Raw genomic sequence first — 25448 nt, 5'->3', positions numbered from 1 at the left:
ACTGGTAAACTAAGAGAATTATACTTAATTTTATTGTGAATTTATTATTTCATGTTATGATTTTATTTAATAGAAAGATATTTATTATGTAATATTTTAGTGTTATTATAAATATTATTATTTAATTAGAAATATACAATTTAAACACATACAATATAAACATAATATATTTATATTATTTTAAATGGGTTATTTTAAACAGTAATTAAATAAGATATTATTTTGTAAAAAATTATTTTCTATTTTTTTAATATTAATAAGCTCATTTTTCAATTTTTCTTAACAATGATAAGAGAAAAATGGAGTTTTACATCCTCTTTTACAATAAATAAAAATGATACTTTAATCTGGTGTTGTTCTCTAAGCTTAGAGCTATACAGATGTTATTGCTTATCATTAATAAAACTAATGTGATTGATGGCGTAGAGATTACAAAGGGCTAATTTTTTTGCATGTAATTCATATTTTTACAAGACTTTAAAAATAACACAGAAAAAATGAGAGAGGAAGGAATAGTGAACAAGAGTGATAAGCTTTTTCATTTTCTAGTGTTATGATTACTTTTGTATTTTATGGTTCATTCATTGTATGTATGATCAATTCCAAAATTTTTATTTTAAGCTTATAGTGAATCTATATTTTAAACTGTTATTGAAGTATTGTCGTGATTGAGATTAAAATATCACAGTAGTGAACACTCTGATTTAATAGAGAAGATTGTTTGCTAGCAAATAATCTATCCATATCAACGTTATTTAAATTTTTTCCAAAATATATATCTATGCTAATTTTCGTGATTGATATCTTTTCTAAGATGAAAAGGGGCATGAGCTGATTTGAATATCCATAAAATTTTTCATATTAACTCAAAAAATATACGATCACATCATTTTACGGCTATTCTAGATTATCATTTTGATAAACTGAAGAAGTATAACGATTAGCATTACAAAGGTTTGTGCAAAAATGCTTTTATTGGACATTATTAAATTTTTTATGATTTATATTTTTAATCATTTTATCTTGGTTAGAAAGAAGGTGTATTCATTTTTATTTCTCTATTTTATCTTAAAGTTGTGGAATTATATTAATGTTAGAAAGTTATAATTGTGGAAGACAATGAACTTTATTAAAATTATTCCACGTTTTTGTAGAAACGTATGGCTGTGAAATCGTTGAAATGTGTAATAGCTTATGGCATTAGATTTGGCGCATTTACCAAAGTTATCCCTTATCTTACTTAATTTAGCTTTTTCAATCAAAGAATTAAGCTGGTGCTTACGCTAATTGTAGCTGGGGCAAATATTTTTTCTTAATCTATACTAAGGAAAAATTATTTTATAAAAATATTTATTTTACTATATTATATAAAAAAATAAAAACATTGCGTGTAACTAAAAAACAATATATTGATATTTTTATATTATAAAATAATAATAATAGTTATGATAATAAATCTAAATTTATAATAAAAACAACAAAATAAATTTATTTTTATCATTAAATTACATAGTATAAATTACAAATAAAATAATTGACAACTCTTAAATAAACATGTAATGGATATATTACAAGTGTAATATAATATAAAAATAACAATTTAAATAAAATTATTAATTAAATTTTGTATTATATTTTTATTGTAATAAGATAAATATACTTTATTGATATATAACGGAATGTTTTCTATTTAGAGGGGCAGTAAAGAAAATTTATTTTATTAAATATTGTAATTAGGTGGTTATGATGAAAATATTCAAGCATTGTATAGTATGTTTTGTTGCAGTAGCGATTTTCTTTTCACAGATTTTAAGAGCCAATGCTGATTCTTTAAATGATAGATTTCAAAATGCTGGTTTTATTTCTGTAATGACACAAGAAAATAGAGTTATTAAAGCTGTTGGTATGATTATTAGCCAGTTTGGAGGACAAGGGGCTGAGAAAAATGTCCAAAAAGTTGCGGGTTTAATGGGGATGGAGACAGCGATTTTTGCTTTAATCGCATATTTTGTATATTTCTTTACTAGAAAGCCGCCGAGTCCTAACAGAGAGACAGGTGGAAGAACATTCGATGCTTTTGCTCATAGTTCATGGGCTTTGAATTAAAAGATATTATCCTTGATAAACTTTGAATTATTCTGTTATTGAATGTTTTATATTAAATAAATCGTGATATTTAATCACGGTTTATTTATTTTTTTTAATCTTAATGACATTGATAAGTTTATCCTTTTATATCATTAAGATATTGTTTTGTGGATGCCAGTATATGGTGCATTAAATTCAGCTAATCAGTTGCTTTTTAAATTTACTTAAATTTTTTCCTCTTCAAAATGCGCATTTTAGCTAAGTTTGTGGTTGATATTTTTTTATGATGAAAACGCGAATGCATTAATTGAGATATCCATAAACTTTGTATATCAACTCAAAAAATACAAGGTCACACAATCTTACGACTATTTGTGGGTTTTATGTTGATGAACTGAATAAGTATAGCGATGCGTCTTACAAATATTTGCAAAAATGCTTTTATTGGAATCTTTTAATCTCTTTGTGGTTTACAATTCATTTTATCATTTTATCTTAAGCAAAGAGAATGTGAATTCATTTCTATTTCTCTATTTTATCTGAGAAGGGTGGAGTTATACGAATGTCAAAAAAAGTCATGATCGTGGAAGATAATGAGCTTAATATGAAGTTATTTCGCGATCTTGTAGAAGCGAGTGGTTATGAAACCGTTGAAACGCGTAATGGTCTTATGGCATTAGATTTGGCGCGTTCATCAATGCCATCTCTTATCCTTGTGGATATCCAGTTGCCAGAGGTCTCTGGAATAGATGTTATTAAACAATTAAAAGAAGATGAAAAACTTCGATCAATCCCCGTTGTTGCTGTAACAGCTTTTGCTATGAAAGGCGATGAGGAGCGAATTCGTGCCAGTGGATGTGAAGAATATATGTCAAAGCCTATTTCTGTCCCTCATTTTATCACAATGGTAAAGCATTTCTTGGACTAAAGCTTGTTAAGTGGTGATAGAAAAAGCATTGAAAAGCTTATAAGATTGCTAAAGTTGTCGCGTAAATATTTTTGTGCTTCAGCACGTGGATATATTACAAGTTAGTAAAACAGATTTTAAAAATTGAAACTGAAGTTTTGAATTTTTTCGGTTTATTTTTCTTGCCTTTTATCTTAAGAGAAGAAGTTGTTTTGCATTCTTGTTTTTTCTAATCGGTATAGATTTGTTCCTACATTCATCTAAAAGTTTGTTTTAGTAGGGGAAAAAGCCCCGTTTTTGTCCGAGGCTTTATGCATTGCAAAAATTGAAATTAACGCTTTGAGAATTGGAAAGAACGACGTGCTTTTGCTTTACCGTACTTTTTACGTTCAACAACACGGCTATCACGGGTAAGAAACCCACCTTTTTTCAAGATTGAGCGAAGTTCTGGTTCGTAATAGGTTAAAGCTTTGGAAATGCCATGGCGCACTGCACCGGCTTGTCCGGAAAGACCACCGCCTGCAACGGTTGCAATAATATCAAATTGGGTATCCCTATTTGTTGCAACAATTGGTTGACGAAGAATCATTCTAAGAACAGGACGAGCAAAATATTTGTCAAATTCCTTATTGTTGATCGTGATTTTTCCAGAACCTGGTTTAATCCATACACGTGCAACAGCGTCTTTACGCTTTCCTGTTGCGTAAGCACGTCCTTGTGAATCAAGCTTTTGCACGTGAACAGGAACAACATTTTCATGTGTTTCTGTAATACTTGTTACTATGCTAAGCTCAGAAAGAGAATTAATTTCAGCCATAATCAAGCAATCCTTTTGTTTTTGCGGTTTAAAGCACCAACGTCAAGAGATTCAGGCTGTTGTGCTTCATGTGGATGTTGGTTTCCAGCATAAACACGCAGATTCTTCAATTGACGGCGACCAAGAGGCCCACGAGGAATCATACGTTCTACCGCTTTTTCAATAACGCGTTCGGGAAAACGCCCCTCAAGAAGTTGACGTGCTGTACGTTGTTTTATTCCACCAATATAGCCGGTATGCCAATAATATTTTTTATCCGTATATTTTTTGCCAGTGAGAGCTATTTTATCTGCATTAATGACAATAACGTTGTCACCATCATCAACATGTGGAGTAAATGTAGCTTTATGTTTGCCACGTAAGCGGTTCGCAACAAATGTGGCAAGACGACCTAAAACAAGGTTTTCTGCGTCAATAATAACCCATTTTTTCACCACTTCAGTTGGCTTTTGTGAAAAAGTTGCCATAGAAGTATCCTTTATTAGAACCCTTTTAATATAAGGGAATTTTTACTGTTTTGCGTTGAAAATTGTTACCATAGCGAAATATTTAACGCATACTACTTGCTCTGATATAATGTCTTTTGATTGACGTCAAGAGAAAATAAAAACTTTATAAAACAGCATGTTATGAGAGAGGTATTATAATACCATATTAAAGAAGTTTGTGGATCATTTAAATTTAAAATGAATGTTGCAAAAGACTATTTTATCTTTAACGCATGATTGTATTTTATCGTTCTTCATTATAAAATAAACAATAATGCAGTCGCCTCGTTATTTTCTCAATGTTGAATCTTCTGCTTGTGGTCAAGCTTGGTTAGATGCCCTTGATGTTCAAGGGATAAATAATGCGCGCGCTATTTCTCAAAAATTTGGTTTTCCAGATCAGCTAGCTCGAGTACTTTCAGCAAGAGATGTGGATGAAGCTGAGGCTGTTGCTTTTATTAATCCAACATTGCGTACGCTTATGCCTGATCCAGAAAGTTTTAGGGATATGCAATGCGCTGCAGAGCGTATTGTTAAGGCTCTTTTCAATCAAGAACAGGTTGCTGTGTTTGGTGATTATGATGTTGATGGTGCTTGTTCATCGGCACTTATAGCGCGTTTTTTTCGTTATTTTGGTATTGAAGTCAAAATTTATATTCCTGATCGTATTGTTGAAGGCTATGGTCCGAATGAACAAGCAATGAGGATGCTTGTGCAAGAAGGCGCTCGGTTAATTATCACTGTTGATTGTGGCGCAAACAGTCCAGATGCCGTAAAAGCAGCTAGGCTTGCTGGGGCTGATGTTGTGATTTTAGATCATCATCAAATGTCAGAGATTCATCAAGAAGCTATTGCTCTTGTCAATCCTAATCGTCCTGATGATTTTTCTGAACAGGGTCATTTATGTGCAGCGGGTGTTGTCTTTGTTACATTAGCTTGGGTTCATCATTTACTGCGGAAAAAACAATTCAAAGGGAAACTGCCTGATCTTCTCAGTATGCTTGATCTTGTTGCATTGGCAACCATATGTGATGTTGTTCCATTACAGGGGGTTAACCGTGCTTTTGTGATAAAAGGGCTGCAAGTTGCTCGTTCTATGCATAATCTAGGAATAACAGCTTTAACAAAGGTTGCACGAATAGGGGAGCCGCTTAATAGTTTTCATTTAGGTTTTTTATTAGGTCCTAGAATTAATGCAGGAGGGCGCATTGGTGATCAAGCTTTGGGAGCACGTTTGCTTAGTTGTGAGAATAAAGATGAAGCGGACAGAATAGCAGAACAATTAGATCGGCTTAATCAAGAACGCCAAGAAATGGAGAACATTCAATTAGCACAAGCGGAATCTTATATTACTTCTCTTTATCAAGATCAAGAAATACCATTGTCGCTTGTAATTTCTCATAAAGAATGGCATCCAGGAATTATTGGTATTCTTGCTTCCCGTCTTAAAGAGCGTTTTTTTTGTCCTGTTTTTGCTATTGCTTTGAAAGAAGATGGAAATGGCATAGGGTCGGGACGCTCAATTAATGGTATAGATTTAGGAGCACTCGTTCGTGAAGCTGTTACATTAAATTTATTAGAAAAAGGAGGGGGACACAGTATGGCAGCAGGAATTACAATTCAATCAACAAAAATTGAAATTTTTCGAAAATGGCTAGAAGAAAAAGTTTCTTTAATGGTTTCACAGTTGCGTGCAAAAAAATCTCTTAGTATAGATGGTTCTCTTTCTGCTTCCGGTGTTAATGAAGCGCTGTTTGAATTGCTTGAAAAAGCAGGGCCATTTGGGGCAGGGAATGCAACACCTGTTTTTGTTCTTCCCTCTCATCGACTGGTGAATCTATCTGAAGTTGGTAAAGGACATCTTCGCCTCATTGTATCTAATGTTGAAGGAAAAAAACTACAAGGAATAGCTTTTCGTGCTGTAGGGACATCACTTGGTGATTTTCTTTTTGAAAATATTGGTGAAATGATTCATTTAGCTGGTCATCTTAGTTTGAATTATTGGAATGGAACGATCAATCCGCAACTGCGCGTGATTGACGCAGCCGCAGTGGTTTGAAAGGGATATTTTTTATATTAGATGTCTAGATTAGAAGCAAAAGTAGAGTTTTCTTGTATGAAACGAAATCGTGCTTCTGGTTTTGTTCCCATGAGACTTTCTACAGTCTTTTTCGTTTCTTGTATTTCCACGGCATCAATAGAAACACGAAGCAATGTACGTTTTTGAGGATGCATAGTCGTTTCTTTAAGTTGTTCTGCGCGCATTTCACCCAGCCCTTTAAAACGCCCGATTTCGATTTTAGCTTTTCCAGTAAATTCAGTTTTGAGCAATTCATCCTTATGAATGTCGTCACGAGCATAAGCAACTTTTCCTCCTTGCGATATTCTATAAAGGGGAGGGACGGCAAGATATAAATGTCCCTGATGAATAAGGTCAGGCATTTCTTGAAAGAAGAAGGTAATGAGCAGTGACGCAATATGAGCACCATCAACATCAGCATCTGTCATGATGATAATACGTTCATATCTGAGATCTTTTTCACGATACTTGGAGCGTGTTCCACATCCAAGAGCAAGGATAAGATCGCTAATTGTTTGGCTTGAGTTCATTTTTTCATGTGCAGCACTAGCGACATTTAAGATTTTACCACGAAGAGGTAAAATTGCTTGGTTTGCTCTATTTCTTGCTTGTTTAGCAGATCCTCCTGCAGAATCCCCTTCAACAATGAATAGTTCAGCACCCAAAGCATGGTTCTGGCTACAATCTGCAAGTTTACCGGGCAGACGTAATTTACGGACAGCAGTTTTTCGACTTATTTCTCTATCTTGGCGTCGTCTAACACGTTCTTCAGCACGTTCGATAACCCAATCGAGAAGTTTTGTTGCTTCTTGTGGGGAATTTGCTAACCAATGATCAAAAGGATCGCGGATTGCATTCTCAACGATACGCTGTGCTTCAATGGTTGCTAATCGATCTTTTGTTTGTCCAACAAATTCAGGGTTACTGATAAAGACTGAAAGTATTGCGGCTGTTGAAATCATAATATCGTCAGACGTAATAATTGCTGCGCGCTTGTTTCCTATTAACTCAGCGTAGGATTTCAATCCACGCAAAAGAGCTTGGCGTAATCCTATTTCGTGTGTTCCGCCTTCTCCTGTAGGAATCGTATTGCAGTAAGATTGCACACAAGAATCACCACCATGCCAAGCGATCGCCCATTCAACGCAGCCATGGCCGTTATTTTGTTGTGTTTTGCCAGAAAAAATTTCTGACGTTACTCGATATTCATCTTTTAGTGACGCAAGTAAATAGTCTTTAAGCCCATCGGGAAAATGAAAAACAGCTTTTTCAGGAATATTTTTTGCGCCTTCAAGTATGACGGGATCACAACACCAGCGAATTTTTACGCCACCAAAAAGATAGGCTTTGGAGCATGTCATCTTATAGATTTTTTCTGGATCAAAAGCTGCTTTTTCACCAAAAATTTCATGATCAGGATGAAAACGAACGCGCGTACCACGACGATTATAAACATCTCCCAGATCTTCCAATCCAGATTGAGGAATACCGCGTGAGAAACGTTGGCGGTACAGTTTTCGTTCTCGTGCAACTTCAACTTCCATATCATCAGAAAGAGCATTGACGACAGAAATTCCTACTCCATGAAGTCCACCAGCAGTTTGATAAGCTTTTCCATCAAATTTTCCGCCTGAGTGGAGTTGTGTCATAATAACTTCAAGAGTAGATTTCTCGGGCATTTGAGGATGATTTTCGACAGGAATACCGCGTCCATTATCTGTAACGGTTATATAACCGTTCCTATCTAATGAGACTTCAATAGAATCTGCATAACCCGCAACAGCTTCATCCATCGCGTTATCAATAATTTCGGCAAATAAATGATGAAGTGCTTTACTGTCTGTTCCACCAATATACATTCCAGGGCGTAAACGTACGGGCTCTAACCCCTCAAGTACTCGAATAGAGAGAGCATTATAGTCATCTTCTTGCATATCTTTCGCACTTTTTTTTGAAATCATCGCTTTTGATTTCATTGGAGACTGCAGAGTGCTTTCTTTTGTATTTACCCGAGATTGGGCTTTATTTAAAACACTAAAAAGATCCTTGTTGTTATCGCTCATAGCGTTTAACTATCCACCTCATAAAATATTTATTAAAATAAATTTTATGCCTGTTTTTTATTTAAAAATCAATGCACTTAGGAAACATCAATTGTTGGACCAAAAATTTCTTCAAAAGCGTGTTTGAGAGCGATATCAATATCATACATTGTTACAGAGTACCCTAGATCAAGAAAGCTTGTTACACCATGGTTTGTAATTCCACAAGGAACAATTCCTGAATAATGGGCTAAATTAGGATTAACATTGATAGAAACTCCATGAAAGCTTATCCATTTGCGCACTCGAATGCCAATAGCTGCAATTTTATTTTCAGAAGAAAGATCATTTTGTTTTGATGGGCAATGAGGCTGTTTAATCCAGACACCAACGCGATCTTCTCGTCGTTCGCCTTTAATATTAAAATTTGCAAGCATCTGTATGATCCATTCTTCTAATGCACTAATGAAAGCACGAATGTCTTGTTTTCGGCGTTTAAGATCAAGCATGATATAAGCAATACGTTGTCCTGGACCGTGATATGTAAATTCACCTCCACGTCCTGCTTCATAAACAGGGAATAAATGGGGTGCTAAAAGATCTTTTTTGTTGGCACTCGTCCCCGCTGTATAAAGGGAAGGGTGTTCAAGAAGCCAAACTTGTTCATGTGCGGTTTTTGCAAGAATTTTTTCTACACGTTCTTGCATATAACGCAGAGCTTCAGGATACTCAACTAGATGATCACTTATCTTCCATTCAACTGGTGGATTGCCTAGAATTGCATTAAAATGATGTGATAAGTGATTACGATCCGTATGTTTCAATTCAAATGTCATTAGTAATATTTATCTTGATGTTTGAGTTTATATTGTAATCAGAAAAATAAAAAAAGAATAAAATTAAGAGATAGTTTATAAGAAGTGCAATGAATTTTATAAAAAAATCGTTATATGCTCGTTTTACCATCTTCCTGTTGCACCGCCACCACCTGATGATCCACCACCACCCCTAAATCCCCCTCCACCTCGAGGACCTCCGAACTTTCCACCAGGATATCTGCCACCGGCACTTAAGTTAAGAAACCAAGGTGTGAAGATAATCCCCATCCAAAGATACTTTTGTGGGCCTACTTTTTTACCAAAAATCATTGCAAGAATGGGCAAACCAACGACTATAAAGAGAATGAAAAACATGATTGTATTGATAATCATTTCTTCTTTTTCAGCTTGTTTACGTTGTTCTTCAACAGCTTTAGCTTTTTGATTGATTCGAAAAGAAAAATCAGCATCACTTTGTGTGATTACTTTGATAATTGCATGAACCGCTTCGACAATCCCTTTTTGATAATTTCCTTCACGAAAATTAGGAATCATGAAGCTATTAATGATGACAGAAGAAATGGCATCTGTTAGTTCTCCTTCCAGACCGTAGCCTACTTCGATACGTGCTGTGCGTTCATTTGGTGCAATGACCAGTAATACACCATTATTGATCTTCTTTTGGCCTAATCCCCATGTACGAAAAAGAGAATTGCTGTATGTTTCTATATCATTGCCCGAAAGAGTAGGGAGTGTGACAAGAACAATTTGATCTCCCGTTTTCTCTTCGAGTGCTGCCAGTTTTTTTATCAAGTCTTCCTTGGTTGCATTATCGAGCAAATGAGCTACATCATTAACATACCCTGTTAAATGAGGAAATTTTATTTGCGAACAAGCGATACTTCCCAATGCAGCAACTAAATACAGAGAGCAGATAAAAGCCCATAATTTTGGAAATACAATACGTTGCAAAGAGTATCGAAATAGTTTCATTAATTAAAATTAACCTTTGGTGTTTGTTGGCTATCTGTATCGATGGTAAAAGTTGGCATGGGTTTAGCATCGCGAAACCATAACTTTGCCCAAATCATCGTCGGCATTGTTTTGAGTGCAGTATTGTAGGCACGTACTGTTTCAATATAATCGCGGCGCGCAACGGAAATACGGTTTTCTGTTCCTTCTAATTGTGACTGAAGAGCAAGAAAGTTTTGGTTTGCTTTAAGATCCGGATAGTTTTCAACAACAGCCATAAGCCGCGAAAGTGCACTTGATAAGTTTGCTTGATTTTTGAGATATTGCTGCATAATTTCTGGATTATTCAACATATCTGCATTAATATTGACTTGCGTTGCTTTAGCACGTGCTTCAATTACATTTGTGAAAACGCTTTGTTCATGAGCTGCGTAAGCTTTAACTGTTTCTACAAGATTAGGGATGAGGTCTGTACGACGTTGATATTGATTGAGCACTTCACTCCATGCGGCGTGTGCTTTTTCTTCATTTGTTGGTATCGCATTGAATCCGCAACCACTTAAAAATGGCACTAACCATACCAAAAAAATAATAATTGAAAATCGTTTTAATATTCTAAACATTGAAGAAGTTTGTACATTTAACATAAAGATGTCTCCACAGATATTTTATGTATTATATAGAGTCTTTTTTCTTGGTGGAAAGTATTTTGAAATTTATAAACAGGCGTATTTATCAATAAATTGATATCTCTATGCGTTTTAGGTACGCTTAAGTGACTTGTTGATATTAAAATAATAATAGTAATATAGATGTCATCTTATAAAAGATCAATAATATTTATATCAATTATTATTACAGAAAATTATATTATTTTCGTAGGAGTTTTGGATTTCGCAACGTGCAGATAATAATTGGAAAAGAGAAAAATGTAAGGATCAATTTTATAGAAAAATAGAAGGTAAGGGCAGTTCTTATTTTCTTCCTTTAGAAGTTATGCTTAACGTATTGGATAAAAATACTTTTTAATTATGTATATCAGCAACTGTAAGGAGAGACAAAGTTCTATGATAGAAAGTGTCCAACAGCAAAGTGAAAAATTTGACGGATTGGCTGATGATTATAATCGCTATCGTCCTCGCTATCCCCTTACTTTATTTAAGACCATGCTCTTTCCTTTTAAGAACAAAAAGAATTTGTCCATCGTGGATGTAGGCGCTGGGACAGGCATCGCATTAGAGGGGATTGTTAAATTTTTAGGCAACGAGCACCAATATCATGCTATTGATGTATCGGAAGATATGATTAAGCAGGGACGAAGAAAATTTCCGAACGTGCGTTGGTATCAGGGCCGAGCCGAAGATCTATTGCCTCAAATAGGCAAGGTAGATCTTATCGTTGCAGCGCAGGCATTTCAATGGATGGATCGCCCTAAATTGCTTTGCGCTATTTCAGATCAACTTCGAGCCAATGGTGTCATGGCAGTTGTCCAAAATAATCGTGATTTCAAACATAGTGAATTTCTAGAGGCTTATGAGACATTGTTAGAGAAGATGAGTCCAAATTATTCCCGTTATTATCGTAATTTTGATTTTTTACAGGAAATGAGTGATGGCTTTGGGGTAAAAGCAGAAAAAATTTCTTTCCATACGCATAATTGGACGATGATGATCCCGTCTGAATTTTTTATTGGAATGAGCCGCTCTTCAACGCAAGCGCAACGCGCTATTGCGAGCCATGGAAAAGAATATTTGCGGCAATTGGTCGCATTGATAAAGAAATATGAAGTGCAAGGCAATTTGGAGATTTTGTATCGAAGTGAGCTCTATATGTATGCAGGATAATCCGATATCGATGATTGCTTTTGCTCTTTTAGCACATCAGAGTGGGCGCTATTCAGAAAATTAACGCATTATTAAGGCAGACTTTGAGGGAGAAAGGTTTTTTCTTCTTCAGCATTCACATTGACATCTTATTACCGCTGATTTTCATTGTTCATTTAATATGAGAGAGTTTAAATAGAAAACTTATGCTCTGCATTATAGCATCGAAGCGCTTTCTTTACTGCAGTTTAACAACAGATTATTTTATAAAATGGAAAGAGGTAGATTGAATAGAAATGTTTGATAATTCTTTGTTTTTATGATTGCTTTTTATTATTAAATGAGAGTGTTTTTAATAAATTTTGACAAAAATAACTGAAAAAGTACAAAAAATTATCATAATCAGAAATTTGTAGTAAAAAAGTAATGGCTTGGAAGAACCTTAAAAAAACAACTCATTTTGAAATTATCTCTAAATTTAGATTCAGTATAACAAAAAAGTAAAATATAAATATGCTATATGAAGCATTTCTCTTTTTAAAAGATATAATATAAAACAATATATTAATTATTTTTTTTGATATAAGAAAACTTCTTTTATTTTCTATTTTAAATAACGGGTTAGGCCGAGTCTTATGTGGTTTTATTGAAGATGTGTTTTTCAAGGTTTAATCTGGCGCTTTAAATACAATTTTAGAAGTGGCAAATAAGCTCAATTTCTTCTCTGTTGTGATGTGTTGAATAAGTTTTTAATTTTCTATAGAGTTTGATTTTTGCAATCATGATAGATTGTGACAGCTATCTATTTAAGGTTTTTATAAGTTTAGTAAGAATAGCTTGATAATAAATCCATTGAGTTTTCCATCTTTACGCTTCATAAAAGAATAAGCCTGCACCATCCACACTTTCATCTCCCAATGTTGCGACAGCCCTTGACACGGTTCATAAGAGGAGTTTTTAGTCCTTTTTTACAGTTTTATCCATACGCCAATCTCGCTTATTACGTGCAAGCGAATGGTTTTGATTTATTCAACATACACAGATTTGGAATGAGAGAGTTTTAAGATATTCAGCTCTCTCATTTAATATGCAGCATGCTAGATTATGATTATAAATTAAAGTGTTATCTATTTTTGAAATCCATTACTTTGGTTGTGCTTGTCAATATTTCATTTTCATTTATCGTCAACTATTCTACTTTTGGATAATGACTCCATTGTAAGGAATACCTTTAAGAAAGCATTATCGCTTTAAAGAGTCGTTATAGTTTTTTTGTTTTATAGAAAGATCAATAATGTTAAGCATTGTACTTTAATGAACGAAGAAAGAAAATCATGATGATTACACTAAAACCGGGCGAGGTAACGCTTAGTGAACTTAAAGATATTTATTTTAATGGAGAAGTGGGTAAACTTCATAATAATACGCATTTAGCTATCGAGAAAGGAGCGCAGCGCATTTCTGAAATTGCTGCTGGAAGTAAGCCAGTGTATGGTGTTAATACTGGTTTTGGGAAATTGGCTTCCATTAAAATTGATACGGACAATGTTGCTGTTTTACAGAGAAATCTTATTTTGTCCCATTGTTGTGGGGTGGGAGAACCTTTAGCAGAAAATATTGTGCGTTTGATAATGAGCTTAAAGCTTATCTCTTTAGGAAGAGGGGCTTCAGGGGTTCGTCTAGAATTGATAAATTTGCTGGAAAATATGCTTGCAAAGGGCGTCATTCCTGTCATCCCTGAAAAAGGGTCTGTTGGCGCTTCCGGTGATCTCGCCCCACTTGCTCACATGGCGGCTGTTATGATGGGAGAGGGAGAAGCATTTTTTAAAAATATTCGTATGAGTGGAGCAGCTGCGTTAGAAAAAGCGGGATTGTCCCCTATTATTTTAAAGGCAAAGGAAGGTCTCGCTCTTATTAATGGGACTCAAACCTCAACAGCCCTTGCACTTGCCGGTCTTTTTCGAGGTTATCGGGCATTGTGTGGTGGATTGCTGGCAGGAGCTTTGACAACAGATGCCCTCATGGGGTCAACGGCGCCATTTCATCCTGATATCCATATTTTACGAGGACATTATGGGCAGATTGCCGTATCGAAAACATTAGAAAAACTTGTAGAGAATTCAGAAATTCGTGCAGCACATCTACGGGGTGATGAGCGTGTACAAGATCCTTACTGTATACGTTGCCAGCCACAGGTGATGGGGGCATGTTTTGATATTTTGTTAGCCGCAGCAAAAACACTTATTATTGAAGCAAATGCTGTTACAGATAATCCTTTGATTTTAAGGAATGGTGAGGTTGTATCAGGTGGGAATTTCCATGCAGAACCTGTAGCATTTGCTGCTGATCAGATCGCTCTTGCTTTGTGTGAAATAGGATCTATTTCTCAGCGGCGTATTGCTCTTATGGTTGATCCAGCTGTTTCTTATGGACTTCCAGCTTTTTTAGCGCATAATCCAGGTCTTCATTCAGGTTTTATGATCGCTGAAGTAACAGCAGCAGCTTTAATGTCTGAAAATAAGCAAATGGCCTATCCTGCTTCCGTTGATTCAACACCTACTTCAGCTAATCAAGAAGATCATGTTTCAATGGCTTGCCATGGCGCTCGTCGGTTATTGGTCATGAGTGAAAACCTTTTTACACTTATTGGCATTGAAACGCTTGTTGCAGCACAAGGAATTGAATATCGTGCACCTTTAAAAACAAGTACTTTTTTGCAATCTGTTATGGAATGTTTACGAAAAAATGTTGCTTCTCTTAAGGAAGATCGCTATCTGGCTCCAGATCTTCATCGAGTACATATACTTGTGCGTGAAGGACATTTATTATCTGTTTTACCAGAAACAATTTTTCCTTCATTAAGTTTTCAATAGTATTTGTTTTAAGGTCAATGCTGAAGGGGGGATATTGAATTTTGAAACTTTCTCATATGAAAATATAGAGGAGCAATACTATATTTGAATTATTTAATAAAATGTATATTTATTACTGTATATATCTGATTTTTGTAGTTAACTAGATATTTTGTTATTTTATAGAAACTATAAAATTAAAGCACCTATATTTTCTGATTTATATCAGAAATTTTAATATAAGTTAAATAATATATACGAATTATATATTCGTGATATTATATTTTTATAAATATAAATTATGATATATGTATTGTATCAAGTAAATATAAAATTTTTATTTTATATTCTTCTTATTTTTAATACTTTATGAATTTTATAGTTCATTTCTGATATTTAAAATAAAAAAGGAGAAAAGAATGTTTAAAAGTGCTAAATTATGTGTTTCAATAACAGTTCTTTTTTTCTCTCAAATTCTTGAGATTCATGCAAATTTTAGGAGAGCTAGCTTTCCAGAGGAAGTTTTCATTATGATAGTGGCTCAAGAGAAAGAGCCTCTTATTTCAGCGAAAAACAAAGATTTTATTGCTATCTCAGGGCAAATTCCCAGAGGTAATGAGAACGCTATCATCGGACCAATAATCAAAGATGCTTTTTTTATCGTATATTTTTTTTTCATTGGAAAGCTTGTCGTTAAGACAGCTGGAGTTCTTAAAAGATGGGTTGTAGATAAATTTTCTCATGCTTTTGAAGACTTGCGAGATTCGTATTATCATTGATTGAGCTATTCAATTGGCATAAAAAGTTTGTTTTATGGGCTCAAAGAAAGTTTGCTTAAAGTAACAAAAAATTAATTTTATGCATAGTTAATGTGTTTGTTATGAATTTTTAGGCTTCTATTTCAGTGCACCGAAATAGAAGCCTAAAAGTTTAGATTACATTAAGGTTAATTTTCTCTGTAAAAAACTAGAGAATACGAAATGAATTAAATGACAATTGTGAAAAAATTCATTATCACTTTATTTGAATAAAATAATACGAAATTGTAGGCTATAAAAGCTGAATAATTCGCAATAAAAGTATTTTTTCATTGTTTAGAGCAAAGTGTTGGACTGGCTGGTCTTCGATGTTTTTTGAAATATATTTGTGAAAGAAACATGAGGCTTTATTTATCATAGGGCTGTTATCGTGGTGTGGATTGTCAGCATTTCAAAAAGTAAGGAAAGAAATGGCAATAAATGAACTGAAACGGGGTATGAGTAAGCGCCAAGTTATTTTTTTAGCTCTTGGTTCTGCTATTGGAACAGGTCTTTTTTATGGGTCTGCACAGGCAATTAAGCTTGCGGGTCCAAGTGTTTTGATTGCCTATTGTATTGCTGGTTTAGCTATTTTTATGGTTATGCGGGCTCTAGGAGAGATGATACTTCATAATCCATTGCCTGGTTCTTTTGCTCGTTATGCGGCAAATTACATATCACCATTAGCAGGTTTTTTAACGGGATGGACATATGTATTTGAGATGATTCTTGTTGGTTTGGCTGATATTACAGCTTTTGCGACTTATATGGGTTTTTGGTATCCTGATGTTGCTCCTTGGGTATGGGCACTGAGTATTACATTAATCATCACAGGCATTAATTTAGCTGCTGTAGAAGTCTATGGTGAACTAGAGTTTTGGCTCTCTTCTATTAAAGTTATAGCTATCATTGCGATGATTATTTTAGGAATAGCAATTATTTTTTGGGGGTGGGGTGAAGGTGCAGATTTTTCTACCGTTACTGTTCATAATTTATGGAAAAATGGTGGTATTTTTCCCAATGGTTGGTTTGGTTTTTTAGCTTGCTTTAGTGTTGTTGTTTTTGCTTTTGGTGGCATAGAAATTATTGGCATGGCAGTTATGGAAGTTCAAAACCCTCATCAAACGATTTCAAAGGCAATTAATTCTACTCCAGTTCGTATTTTGCTTTTTTACGTCATGACGTTAGCTATTTTAATGTCTCTTTATCCTTGGAATGAGATTGGTCTTATGGATAGCCCTTTTGTATCTATTTTTGAAAATCTTGGGATTTCGTATGCAGCAAATATTTTAAATATTGTTGTTGTTACAGCGGCTATTTCAGCAATGAATAGTGGAATGTATGGTGCTTGTCGTATGATCCATGGTTTATCGCAGGAAGGTTATGCTTTAAAAAAGTTTCAATATTTATCAAAAAATGGTATACCAGTTTTTGTTATTTTGATGATCTTCGGTATCTTTCTTCTTGGTGCTCTCCTTAATTATTTTTATCATGAAAAGCTTTTTTTTCTTATTGCCGCAATGGCAACATTTGCGACAGTTTTTGTTTGGATGATGATTCTACTTTCACAATTTTCTATGCGAATTAAGATGCCTAAAGAAGCACAGAATGGTTTAAAATTTCCCATTCCATTTTGGCCAATAGGGTCGATTTTTTCTATTTTATTTATGGTTTTTATTTTTATTCTCTTATGGTATTTTGATGAGACACGACCGGTTTTAATTATAGGTGTTAGTTGGATTGCTTGGCTTGTTGTTTGTTTCTATGTACTTAAACTTTATAATTTTAAGCAAAAGAAACGGCAATAAAATGTGAATAGAGATAAAACTCAAAACAAATAGCTGATGTCATCAGGAAAACAGGTGTTTGATTGTTATTCTCTAAAGGTTAGAACAATCTAGATTGAAAAAATCTGCTCGTTATTATTTTGCTTTGGAAGTTTTTGTGAGCCATTGCTTACGGTAACGACCAAATCATATAAATATTAGGCGTTTTTTGATGGTGAGCTGTGCTATCAATATAAGTCTTTCAGGTTAAAATGCCTAACAGCGCAAATAGATTTTACCAGATACAAGATTATAGGCAGATATCTTTTTCTAAACGTATTAATGAAGTTCTGTTTTACAAGAGAAGTTATTGTAAGAATTGTTTTTTTAAGCTCTTTAAAAAATTGGTTGCTTAAATTTTGTTGTTTAGAAAATTACTATTGCTTTTAGAAACGAAGATAAAGTTCTTTATGTCTTTTCTTGAAAAGAAGGGGTGAAGTTTTTTTTTCTATTCTTTTTTCTTAAAGAGAATTGGCGTTGGTAGAAAATAGTGGATAACAAAGTTACATGAGGCATTGTATCATTGTTTTTATAAAAACTTTAATAAACAGCAGCAAGATATTACAATAAAATCTCATAGAAGAGTAAATTAAAAAGAACAATGAACGTGTGACAGTTTTACGATTCTTATTATTATTGCTCTCACAAGAGGAAGGATCAAACTTATTTTTTATAATATTGATACGAGAGTAGTTTTTATTACAAGTGGAGGCGGACAAAATGTACTCCGCAATTGTATTTCGGTGCAAAATTATTCAATATTACCATAAAAGGCGCTCAAGAACACTACGACCAGAAAAAACAATCATCGGAAAGTGGCTTTTTACACGAGAAGTCTTCCAATAGCTCTGAAACACACACAACAACGATTCCGTTTATCCTTGAGGTAACAGGCAAAGTTGATATGGATGTACAATGAGATGCTACGATTATTGCTTCTCATCTGATTTCTGGTCAAGATATCAATGTAATGGAAGAAAGTATGACGGTTGTTAGCATGACAGACCATCATAGCGGTCATTCACAGAGGCATGAAACAGGTTTTGATGGGCATAGATTTGACTTTGTAAGCAGAATTATTGGCGGCAATGACTATACTTACGAGACAGCACCTGCTGGTAGTAACTGGTGGACAGAATGGTGGAGAGTGATCATGAATCCCATAAGCTCCCATACCTGTCTTGGAGATGCGGGTCCGAAATGCCAAAAGTTTTATGGCACATCTCATTTAGAACAAAAGCCTTGAATTAAATCATGGAGGAAAAAATGAAACAAACCTTAAAATTATTAAGTGCGATAATTCTATTGGGTATAGCTGGGTGCCAGTTTAATAAACCTCCTCCAGGAGAGGTGGCTACGTGGGAGAAAAATGGTGTTACTGATTTTACTGAGGTAGGAAAAGCTTTGTTAGAATGTGGTATGCCAAGCCTTATTGATGCCGATCCAGAAAACAGAAAACTCAGCTACAATGCATGGGCAACTATTGATGCCTGTATGGTTCAATCGGGATTTCGTGATAAAGTGGGGGGAGGGACTTGGTGCGAGAATCATAAAGCCGAAGATCTCCCGATTTGTCGTCCAGGCGCTGTTGTTCCACAGCGCAGTGTCAAGAAGCGCTTAAACAGCCCTTTTTGTAAAAAATATAAAAATGCACCTGAATGCAAACCTTAAGTCTTGCTGTTTGTGACGATCAACAATCCCTACCTTCATGTTTCTCATGCCCGTGTGGGGATGGCTTAATTCAGCATGTCAATGCTATTTATTTATGGGGACTACAACTGTTGGCGCAATAATATAAAATATCTATCTTGGTTGTAATCAAAATATTGAGAATAATTATATGCATAACGTTGATAGAATACGATTTAAGTAGTAATTTTGCTGTATTTTTGATATAATATCGGTGGCATAATTATCGGAAAGAGATAAATAACCATGAAGGTTGATAATGTTCATCGTTATTTTGGAAGTGAAAAAACAGCATGTAAAGTAATTTATGGATTGTTTCATAATATCAAATTATTCAAGGATAGGAAAATGAAGCAGATTTTAAAATTATTAAGTGGGATGACCCTATTTGTTATGGCTGGATGTTATCCAGAAAAGCCTTCTCAAACAGCTGTAGATGCATGGGAAAAGTCTGGTGCTGATCAACTTGAGATAAAAAAAGCTCTGTTAGAGTGTGGAATACAGTATCTTGATGGTCGTTTTGATACAGAAACAAGTACTGATGAGAGATTCAATGCAGAGGAGTCTGTGAATGCATGCATGATACAAGCAGGTTTCCAAGATAAATTGGGAAGGGTAAAGTGGTGTGAAAAGTATGAAAATCTTCCAATTTGTCAGCCTGATGCTGTTATTCCTCAGCGAAGTGTAGAGAGGCGCTTGAATAGTCCTCATTGTGAAGAGAACAAAGAGCAGCCCGAATGTCAACCTTAAATATTGATGCTGTTGTAATCAATAATCCTTATATTTTTGTTCTCGCAAGGGGGGCGGGATTGTTTTTCTCAATAGACTAGCAATCTTACATGTGAAAAAATTAGCACAGAGTTATAGGCTTTTTTATCGTAAATATTGAGGGAGGGGGAAAATGAAAAAAATATTGAAATTATTGAGTGCTATGATTTTTTTTAAGCTCTGTGGGATGTGTTAGTAAATCTCCCCCATCGATATTGGCATGAGGGGAAAAGCCTGGTGTCAATAAATCTATGGTTCAACAAGCACTGTTAAAATGTGGATGGAAACCAATCTACGTTTCTTCTGAAAATATGGATTCGCGTGCAAGTGAATTTGCAGCAATTTATGAGTGTATGACTAAAGCAGGTTATCGGTACAAATTGCAGGATTCAAAGGGAATCTATTTTTCATCAACACCGCGAAGTGATTCATTTTTAGTCAATTTAATGGTAGCAGGGTATCAGAAGGTTATGGACAATGATACTTTGAAACAAAAACAAGATTTGATGTTACGTCTTCAGAATGATAAAAAATAGAAAAGTTTTGAAAAAGTGACATAACAGTAAAATATATTCATCTTTAAAGTAATAGTTCAATGAAAATATTAATAGGGGTGAGGGAGTAAAAGTGCTGCTCTTTTACCCTCGATATAGTTATATTCATTAGAAACTAGCTTAGCAATGTATTATTTTCAGATGATAATAATATTGGGGGATGGTTAGCATTTTTAGAGAAGATTATTCAATATAAAAAATGGCAAAGAATAGCTTTGCTAAAATATCCTCTTTAACGATAATAAATAGATTATTTTTATAGAAATGAGTTTGATGAAATATTTTATTTTGATGTTTTTTAATTTCAGGAAAGTGAGTGTTTTATTGTATTTTAAATTTTATCAGAAGATATTAAAGCGTTATGCAAGTAATTTTGATGTAAATATCTTTTCATTTTATGGTCTATTTCGAGATGATATCTTTTAGAGTGGTTTATTGATGAATTGAAAACATTGATGATAGGAACTTACGAGAAAATTTATTCAATTTTTTCACTAGGTAGTTTACAGCTTTTATATAGAATTAGATACCTACATTAACTTATACGCTAGTGAGCATTTCCTTAGGTTTTTGTTGTAGAAGAAATGGTGCAATTATAACTTTTGTATAGTTTATTTCATAGTGTTGTGTTTTTATTAAGACATTTTGAGTTTTTAAATCTTAACAATTATTCTCATTTTATTGTATTTTTATTTTTGGGTAGTGAAAGAAATTTAAGATTATATCTCTCCAAAGTTTGCCTTTCTTCAAGTTTTTTTGAGATTATTTTTCCGACACTTTGTGTTGCCATTCTCAGCAATTGGGGGATTAGTTCTTTAAGAGAGCGTAATCCTAAATGGTATTATTAAGTTTTTTGTTCTTTCTTTACATAAAATACAAAACATATTATGAAATGATGTCATTTATCAGTAAAATAGTAAAATAACTTTGTTTGTTTTATTCTTATCGTATTTAATGTATGGTTTATTTTTTACCGGCATTTTTTGTGTTTGTTGAGAAAAAGAAAGTTTTGAAAATAATGATAAGCATGGTATCTAAAAATCGCTTATATTCGTGTGTTTTTACGGCTGCTATTTTTTCTTTTTTGTTAAACACAAATATTGAGGCACATTCTCGTTCATTTGTATTACTGTCATGTGATGAAAACAAATTACCTTATGAATGCAGAGATGGTGCAAAGCATACAATTAGTGATAAAATATATAAGTTCATTGCACCTGTTAAAGAAAAGAATGGGGAAGGTAGTTCTCTCATATTGCCTGCTGCTATAGTAGTACAGGAGCCTAATACAGTTATTCAGGCAATGCGTGTAGAGGTTGAAGGAATTTCAGGTATAGAAGATATTTATGGTGCTGTTGTATCACGAGGGGGAAGAATTGTTTTAAGCGATTCAGCTTTTAAAAATGTATCAGTAGGTCTTAAAGCTGATAGTGGAATAATTGAGGTCAATCGTGGAACAATTGAAGCTTCTCATATAGCTGCTTATGCAGAGAAGCAAGAAGCAGCTGTTAGGTTAACGAATACAAAAATTAAAGTAGAAGGTCAGGGTATTGGTCGAGAGAGTGCTCTTTTCGTTGGTGCTGATGCGGCCATTCAGATGACGGGTGGATTTATTGATGTAAATGATGCCGCTGCACTTTATGTGGGTATAAGGGGAAATGCAACTTTAGATGATGTTACCATTACTTCAAAACGTCAAAAAACAGAAGATAAAGAAAATACAAATGAAAAAATTGCGTATACAGTTTTCAATGTAGACCAGCGTGGTTCTGTTTATTTGAAGAAGACTAATATTGTTTCTACAAATGTTCATGTTTTAATGGTTGGACAAGATTCTAAGGCACAATCCAATGTTGGCTGGGATGAAAATATTTTAATTTCGCGGGTTAATATTGAAGATTCAACAATTAAGGCAATCGGTAACAAACATGGTATGCATTTTGAGATGGGGGGAGGGAACAATGCGTACGAACAAGGACTAGTTTTTTTGAAAAGGACGGTTTTTGAGGTTGCAGATGGAACAGCTATTCATAGTCATAACAGTCGTAGTTATATTGCAGTAACAGAAGGCACAAAAATTTTTGGTGACTTATTATTAACAGCTGAAAAGGGGGGGGCTGTAGCGATTTTGGCTGATTCTTCTTCATTGATAGGAGGAACTCGTGTTGCTGATGGTTCTATTGCTGAGCTTTATTTAACAGGAGGATCAAAATGGTTCGTAACAAAAAGAAGGGCGATAGATTCACATATTGCAAACCGTACAAGTTCATTTATTTCATTTGTAAAACTTTCTGATAGTTTGATTGCTTTTGAAACGCCAATGTTTCAGGAGTATCAGACACTTTATATTGGGAAGGGAGAGAAAGAAGTTTATAGTGCGCAAGATAGTGCAGATATTTATCTCAATACACATCTCAGTCGTGATGGTTTGCTTGATAATAAACAGACTGACCGACTTTTGATACATGGTGATGTTTCTGGGAAAACCACAGTTTATGTGCAATTTGTTCCAGGAAATCAGGGGGAGATAGCAACCGGTGAAAAGGCTCATAGTATTTCACTTATTCAGGTTTCTGGAAAAGCGGCAGAAGATTCTTTTCAGTTAGATCGTGCTTATATTGCATTAGAGGGTTTGCCTTACCAATATTATCTTCATGCTTATGGTCCGAATTCTTCTCTTGGAAATGCACAAACTTCTCAAAGATTGGTTGAAGGAGATGGAGACTTTTGGGATTTCCGCCTTGAAAGTAAATATATTCAGCCTGTTTTAGAGGTGTCTGCTATTCCCCCTTCTGAGTTAAAGGTCAGAGAGGTTGTTCCACAAGTTCCGACCTATCTTTTGTTACCAAATGCTTTGTTTCATGTTGGACTCATGGATATTCGTCATCAACAAAAACAGTTGCAAGCTACGCGGTATATTTCTCGTAAATTGTTAAAAAACGAAGAGAATTTTGCTTTATCTATTCACAGTTATGGTGGGCGTTATCGTTATGTCTCAGATCTTTCTACACTTAAATATGGGTACGATGGTCATGTTGATTATAACGCTATAAAAACAGATATTTTGCTCAAAACAATAGAAAGCGCATATAGTACGACATTTTTTGGGATTATGGGAACCTATGGAAAGCTTTCCTTACAACCTCGTAACGTGGAACGAAGCCAAAAGAGTACGTTTAATAAATGGTCATTTACGGCATACGCTAGTGTGGAAAACAACACTGGTTTTTATGTAGATGGTCTTTTATCTTATGGTTTGTTTAAAGGGGATGTGCTTACCCATGCTTGGGGTAAGACGGCGACATTAAAAGCAAGTCCTTTGAACGTTTCCTTTTCTGCTGGTAAAGTGTTTATGACAGGATATGAAGATCTTATTTTTGATCCGCAACTTCAGCTTATTTATCAACATCTTCAATTTAATAAGTTTCGTGATATTGATGGATTTGATGTTGAGATGAAAAAAATAGGTCAATGGTTGGTGCGTATCGGTGGGCGTTTAAATAAAACATTTTCAGCATCTGAAAAGGATCGTATCACTTCTTTTTATGGCAATATTCATCTTACTCATTGTTTTGATAAAGAAAAATTTGTTCATTTTAAAGATGTTTTCCAGTTGAGTTCTTTTGGTTCTTCCTTAGAGGTTGGCTTGGGTGTCAATTCACAGTTTTCTTCTAAAGTTACACTTTACAGTGATCTTGGCTATCAGCATACGTTAACAAAGGCGGGTTTTTCTGGAGTTCGTTTTTCTGGTGGATTGCGCTATCATTTTTAATCACTCTTTTTAAAAATAATAAATGTGATTTTCAAAATCTTGTTCTGTTGTCGAGAACTAAAACCATTGTTTGTGCAGAATTTTTTAACAATAGTCCCATGTGCTTTAATAAATATGAAAGTATCACGTTGATTTATTTTTATTGAGTATAGCATTTCTTAAATGCTTTTAAAAAATTGGTCTATTAGATTTTAAATTTTTTTGTCTTGTTTTGGCTATAAATATTTGGGATACCTTCGTTATCATCTTTTTAAAAGAACAGCATTGTTATCTTATTATGCCATAAAACACCGTTGTGTAAGGTATGCTGATATCAGGCATGAAAAAAGGCAGGGGAATATTGTTTGTGCTGATTGAGAGCCTTTGCTTTTAAGGATATGTGAAGGGAAAGAATGCACAACTCTATAGTTTCATGGATAATGGGCATTTTTCTACTTGTAAATTTTGCAAAAAGCGTTTTTGAAGCTTTGGAATCGAGTGTATTATTGTAAGTGGGGAATAAGAAAAGTGGCAAAGTGTGCTTCCTTTCACCATAAGATTCACTATCTTCAATTTTAAAATCAAGATAAATCCTTTGAAGAAATTGTTAGAATTGTTGCTGAATAGATGAATAAGACCGTTGTTTTGTTTGTTAAATAGAGATGAAATATAACTTTTAAATCAGAGTGAAAGTGGTAAGATTTTCTGCTTTCTTTGAGGCGGGGGGAGAAGAGGTTGATCATATCGAAAAAGTCGATGACAAGTTTTCTTTATGATTTGAAATATGGAGATATTGAAGAGAGTCTATTAAAATGGGGTGTAAAAGTAGATCATCGCTTCCTCAATCATTAGGTTTTGAAAAGGATAAAAGAAATATCTTTATCGGCTTATTGATAAATATGGTATTTCCAGTGGGTGCAGTTTTACGCGCTTGTTTTAAGAAGTTTTCTCAACGTTCCAAAAGTCCTTTCGCGACGGCATTTTTGAATGGTCTAACGGTAAATCCATTGAGCCTCCCATCTTTACGCTTATGAAGTAACAAGCTGGCACCATCACACACTTTGCCAGCCTCCAATGTTTTTTGCTACAGCTCTTGTCGTAAGATGATGCATAAGAGGCATTTTTACTCCTTTTGTAACGTGTAAGAAAATTGTTTTGACTGATTTAATATAAACA

The 25448-nt window shown here is 34.3% G+C and carries 18 protein-coding genes and 1 pseudogene; 12 read left to right on the top strand and 7 right to left on the bottom strand.

The window, feature by feature from the left end:
* The first annotated feature begins 1746 nt into the window (after window positions 1-1746).
* Window positions 1747-2106, top strand: coding sequence for a hypothetical protein (locus tag ACFIM8_RS04115; protein WP_375606730.1), 360 nt, complete (start codon window positions 1747-1749; stop codon window positions 2104-2106).
* A gap of 544 nt (window positions 2107-2650) precedes the next feature.
* Window positions 2651-3016, top strand: coding sequence for a response regulator (locus ACFIM8_RS04110; protein ID WP_345096953.1), 366 nt, complete (start codon window positions 2651-2653; stop codon window positions 3014-3016).
* A gap of 78 nt (window positions 3017-3094) precedes the next feature.
* Here ACFIM8_RS04110 and ACFIM8_RS04105 read toward each other — a convergent pair whose 3' ends face one another.
* The 3 genes from ACFIM8_RS04105 to rplM all read right to left on the bottom strand — a co-directional run bounded on the left by ACFIM8_RS04105 (window position 3095) and on the right by rplM (window position 4279).
* Window positions 3095-3172, bottom strand: a complete 78-nt coding sequence (locus ACFIM8_RS04105) for a hypothetical protein (RefSeq protein ID WP_375608704.1) — start codon at window positions 3170-3172, stop codon at window positions 3095-3097.
* A gap of 154 nt (window positions 3173-3326) precedes the next feature.
* Window positions 3327-3812 (bottom strand): 30S ribosomal protein S9, encoded by a 486-nt coding sequence (gene rpsI, locus ACFIM8_RS04100; RefSeq protein WP_015856545.1) that lies wholly within the window; start codon window positions 3810-3812, stop codon window positions 3327-3329.
* A 2-nt stretch (window positions 3813-3814) separates the two neighbouring features.
* The gene (gene rplM / locus ACFIM8_RS04095) at window positions 3815-4279 is read right to left on the bottom strand and encodes a 50S ribosomal protein L13 (protein WP_375606694.1); all 465 of its coding nucleotides are present in this window, start codon (window positions 4277-4279) and stop codon (window positions 3815-3817) included.
* Window positions 4280-4574: 295 nt separating this feature from the next.
* Between rplM and recJ the strand changes: the two genes are divergently transcribed.
* Window positions 4575-6359: a single-stranded-DNA-specific exonuclease RecJ gene (gene recJ / locus ACFIM8_RS04090; RefSeq protein ID WP_375614551.1), complete on the top strand. Its 1785-nt coding sequence runs from the start codon at window positions 4575-4577 to the stop codon at window positions 6357-6359.
* Between the two features lie 17 nt (window positions 6360-6376).
* Here recJ and parE read toward each other — a convergent pair whose 3' ends face one another.
* From parE to ACFIM8_RS04070, 4 genes are all read right to left on the bottom strand, one after another.
* Window positions 6377-8443 carry a DNA topoisomerase IV subunit B gene (parE, locus tag ACFIM8_RS04085; protein WP_375608695.1) on the bottom strand — a complete coding sequence of 689 codons (2067 nt, stop codon included), beginning with the start codon at window positions 8441-8443 and terminating at the stop codon, window positions 6377-6379.
* 77 nt (window positions 8444-8520) lie between these two features.
* Window positions 8521-9258, bottom strand: coding sequence for a lipoyl(octanoyl) transferase LipB (gene lipB, locus ACFIM8_RS04080; RefSeq protein ID WP_375606691.1), 738 nt, complete (start codon window positions 9256-9258; stop codon window positions 8521-8523).
* Window positions 9259-9381: 123 nt separating this feature from the next.
* Window positions 9382-10233, bottom strand: coding sequence for a TPM domain-containing protein (locus ACFIM8_RS04075; protein WP_375606690.1), 852 nt, complete (start codon window positions 10231-10233; stop codon window positions 9382-9384).
* On the bottom strand, window positions 10233-10859 hold the full coding sequence (locus ACFIM8_RS04070; protein ID WP_375606689.1) for a LemA family protein: 627 nt from the start codon (window positions 10857-10859) through the stop codon (window positions 10233-10235). The genes ACFIM8_RS04075 and ACFIM8_RS04070 overlap by 1 nt, the downstream gene beginning before the upstream one ends.
* Before the next feature lie 420 nt (window positions 10860-11279).
* Here ACFIM8_RS04070 and ACFIM8_RS04065 point away from each other — a divergent pair, with 420 nt between their 5' ends.
* The 9 genes and pseudogenes from ACFIM8_RS04065 (at window position 11280) to ACFIM8_RS04025 (ending at window position 24293) form a co-directional block, all read left to right on the top strand.
* Complete coding sequence (locus tag ACFIM8_RS04065; RefSeq protein ID WP_375614550.1) at window positions 11280-12056, top strand: class I SAM-dependent methyltransferase; 777 nt, start codon at window positions 11280-11282, stop codon at window positions 12054-12056.
* A gap of 1313 nt (window positions 12057-13369) precedes the next feature.
* Entirely contained in the window at window positions 13370-14908 is a 1539-nt protein-coding gene (hutH, locus tag ACFIM8_RS04060) for a histidine ammonia-lyase (RefSeq protein ID WP_375608697.1), read from the top strand.
* 398 nt (window positions 14909-15306) lie between these two features.
* Complete coding sequence (locus ACFIM8_RS04055; RefSeq protein ID WP_375614549.1) at window positions 15307-15666, top strand: hypothetical protein; 360 nt, start codon at window positions 15307-15309, stop codon at window positions 15664-15666.
* Between the two features lie 449 nt (window positions 15667-16115).
* Window positions 16116-17492, top strand: a complete 1377-nt coding sequence (locus ACFIM8_RS04050) for an amino acid permease (protein WP_375606685.1) — start codon at window positions 16116-16118, stop codon at window positions 17490-17492.
* A 1000-nt stretch (window positions 17493-18492) separates the two neighbouring features.
* The gene (locus ACFIM8_RS04045; protein WP_375606684.1) at window positions 18493-18756 is read left to right on the top strand and encodes a hypothetical protein; all 264 of its coding nucleotides are present in this window, start codon (window positions 18493-18495) and stop codon (window positions 18754-18756) included.
* 20 nt (window positions 18757-18776) lie between these two features.
* A complete protein-coding gene (locus tag ACFIM8_RS04040; RefSeq protein WP_375606683.1) occupies window positions 18777-19181 on the top strand; it encodes a hypothetical protein in 405 nt (134 codons plus the stop codon).
* A gap of 366 nt (window positions 19182-19547) precedes the next feature.
* On the top strand, window positions 19548-19949 hold the full coding sequence (locus ACFIM8_RS04035) for a hypothetical protein (RefSeq protein WP_375606682.1): 402 nt from the start codon (window positions 19548-19550) through the stop codon (window positions 19947-19949).
* A gap of 151 nt (window positions 19950-20100) precedes the next feature.
* Window positions 20101-20503, top strand: a pseudogene (locus ACFIM8_RS04030) (hypothetical protein).
* 1036 nt (window positions 20504-21539) lie between these two features.
* Window positions 21540-24293 carry an autotransporter outer membrane beta-barrel domain-containing protein gene (locus ACFIM8_RS04025; protein ID WP_375614548.1) on the top strand — a complete coding sequence of 918 codons (2754 nt, stop codon included), beginning with the start codon at window positions 21540-21542 and terminating at the stop codon, window positions 24291-24293.
* Window positions 24294-25448 lie beyond the last annotated feature (1155 nt).

This window comes from Bartonella sp. AC535YNZD (assembly GCF_042196625.1).
Classification (GTDB): Bacteria; Pseudomonadota; Alphaproteobacteria; order Rhizobiales; family Rhizobiaceae; genus Bartonella.
This window is presented reverse-complemented; position numbering and strand designations above follow the sequence as displayed.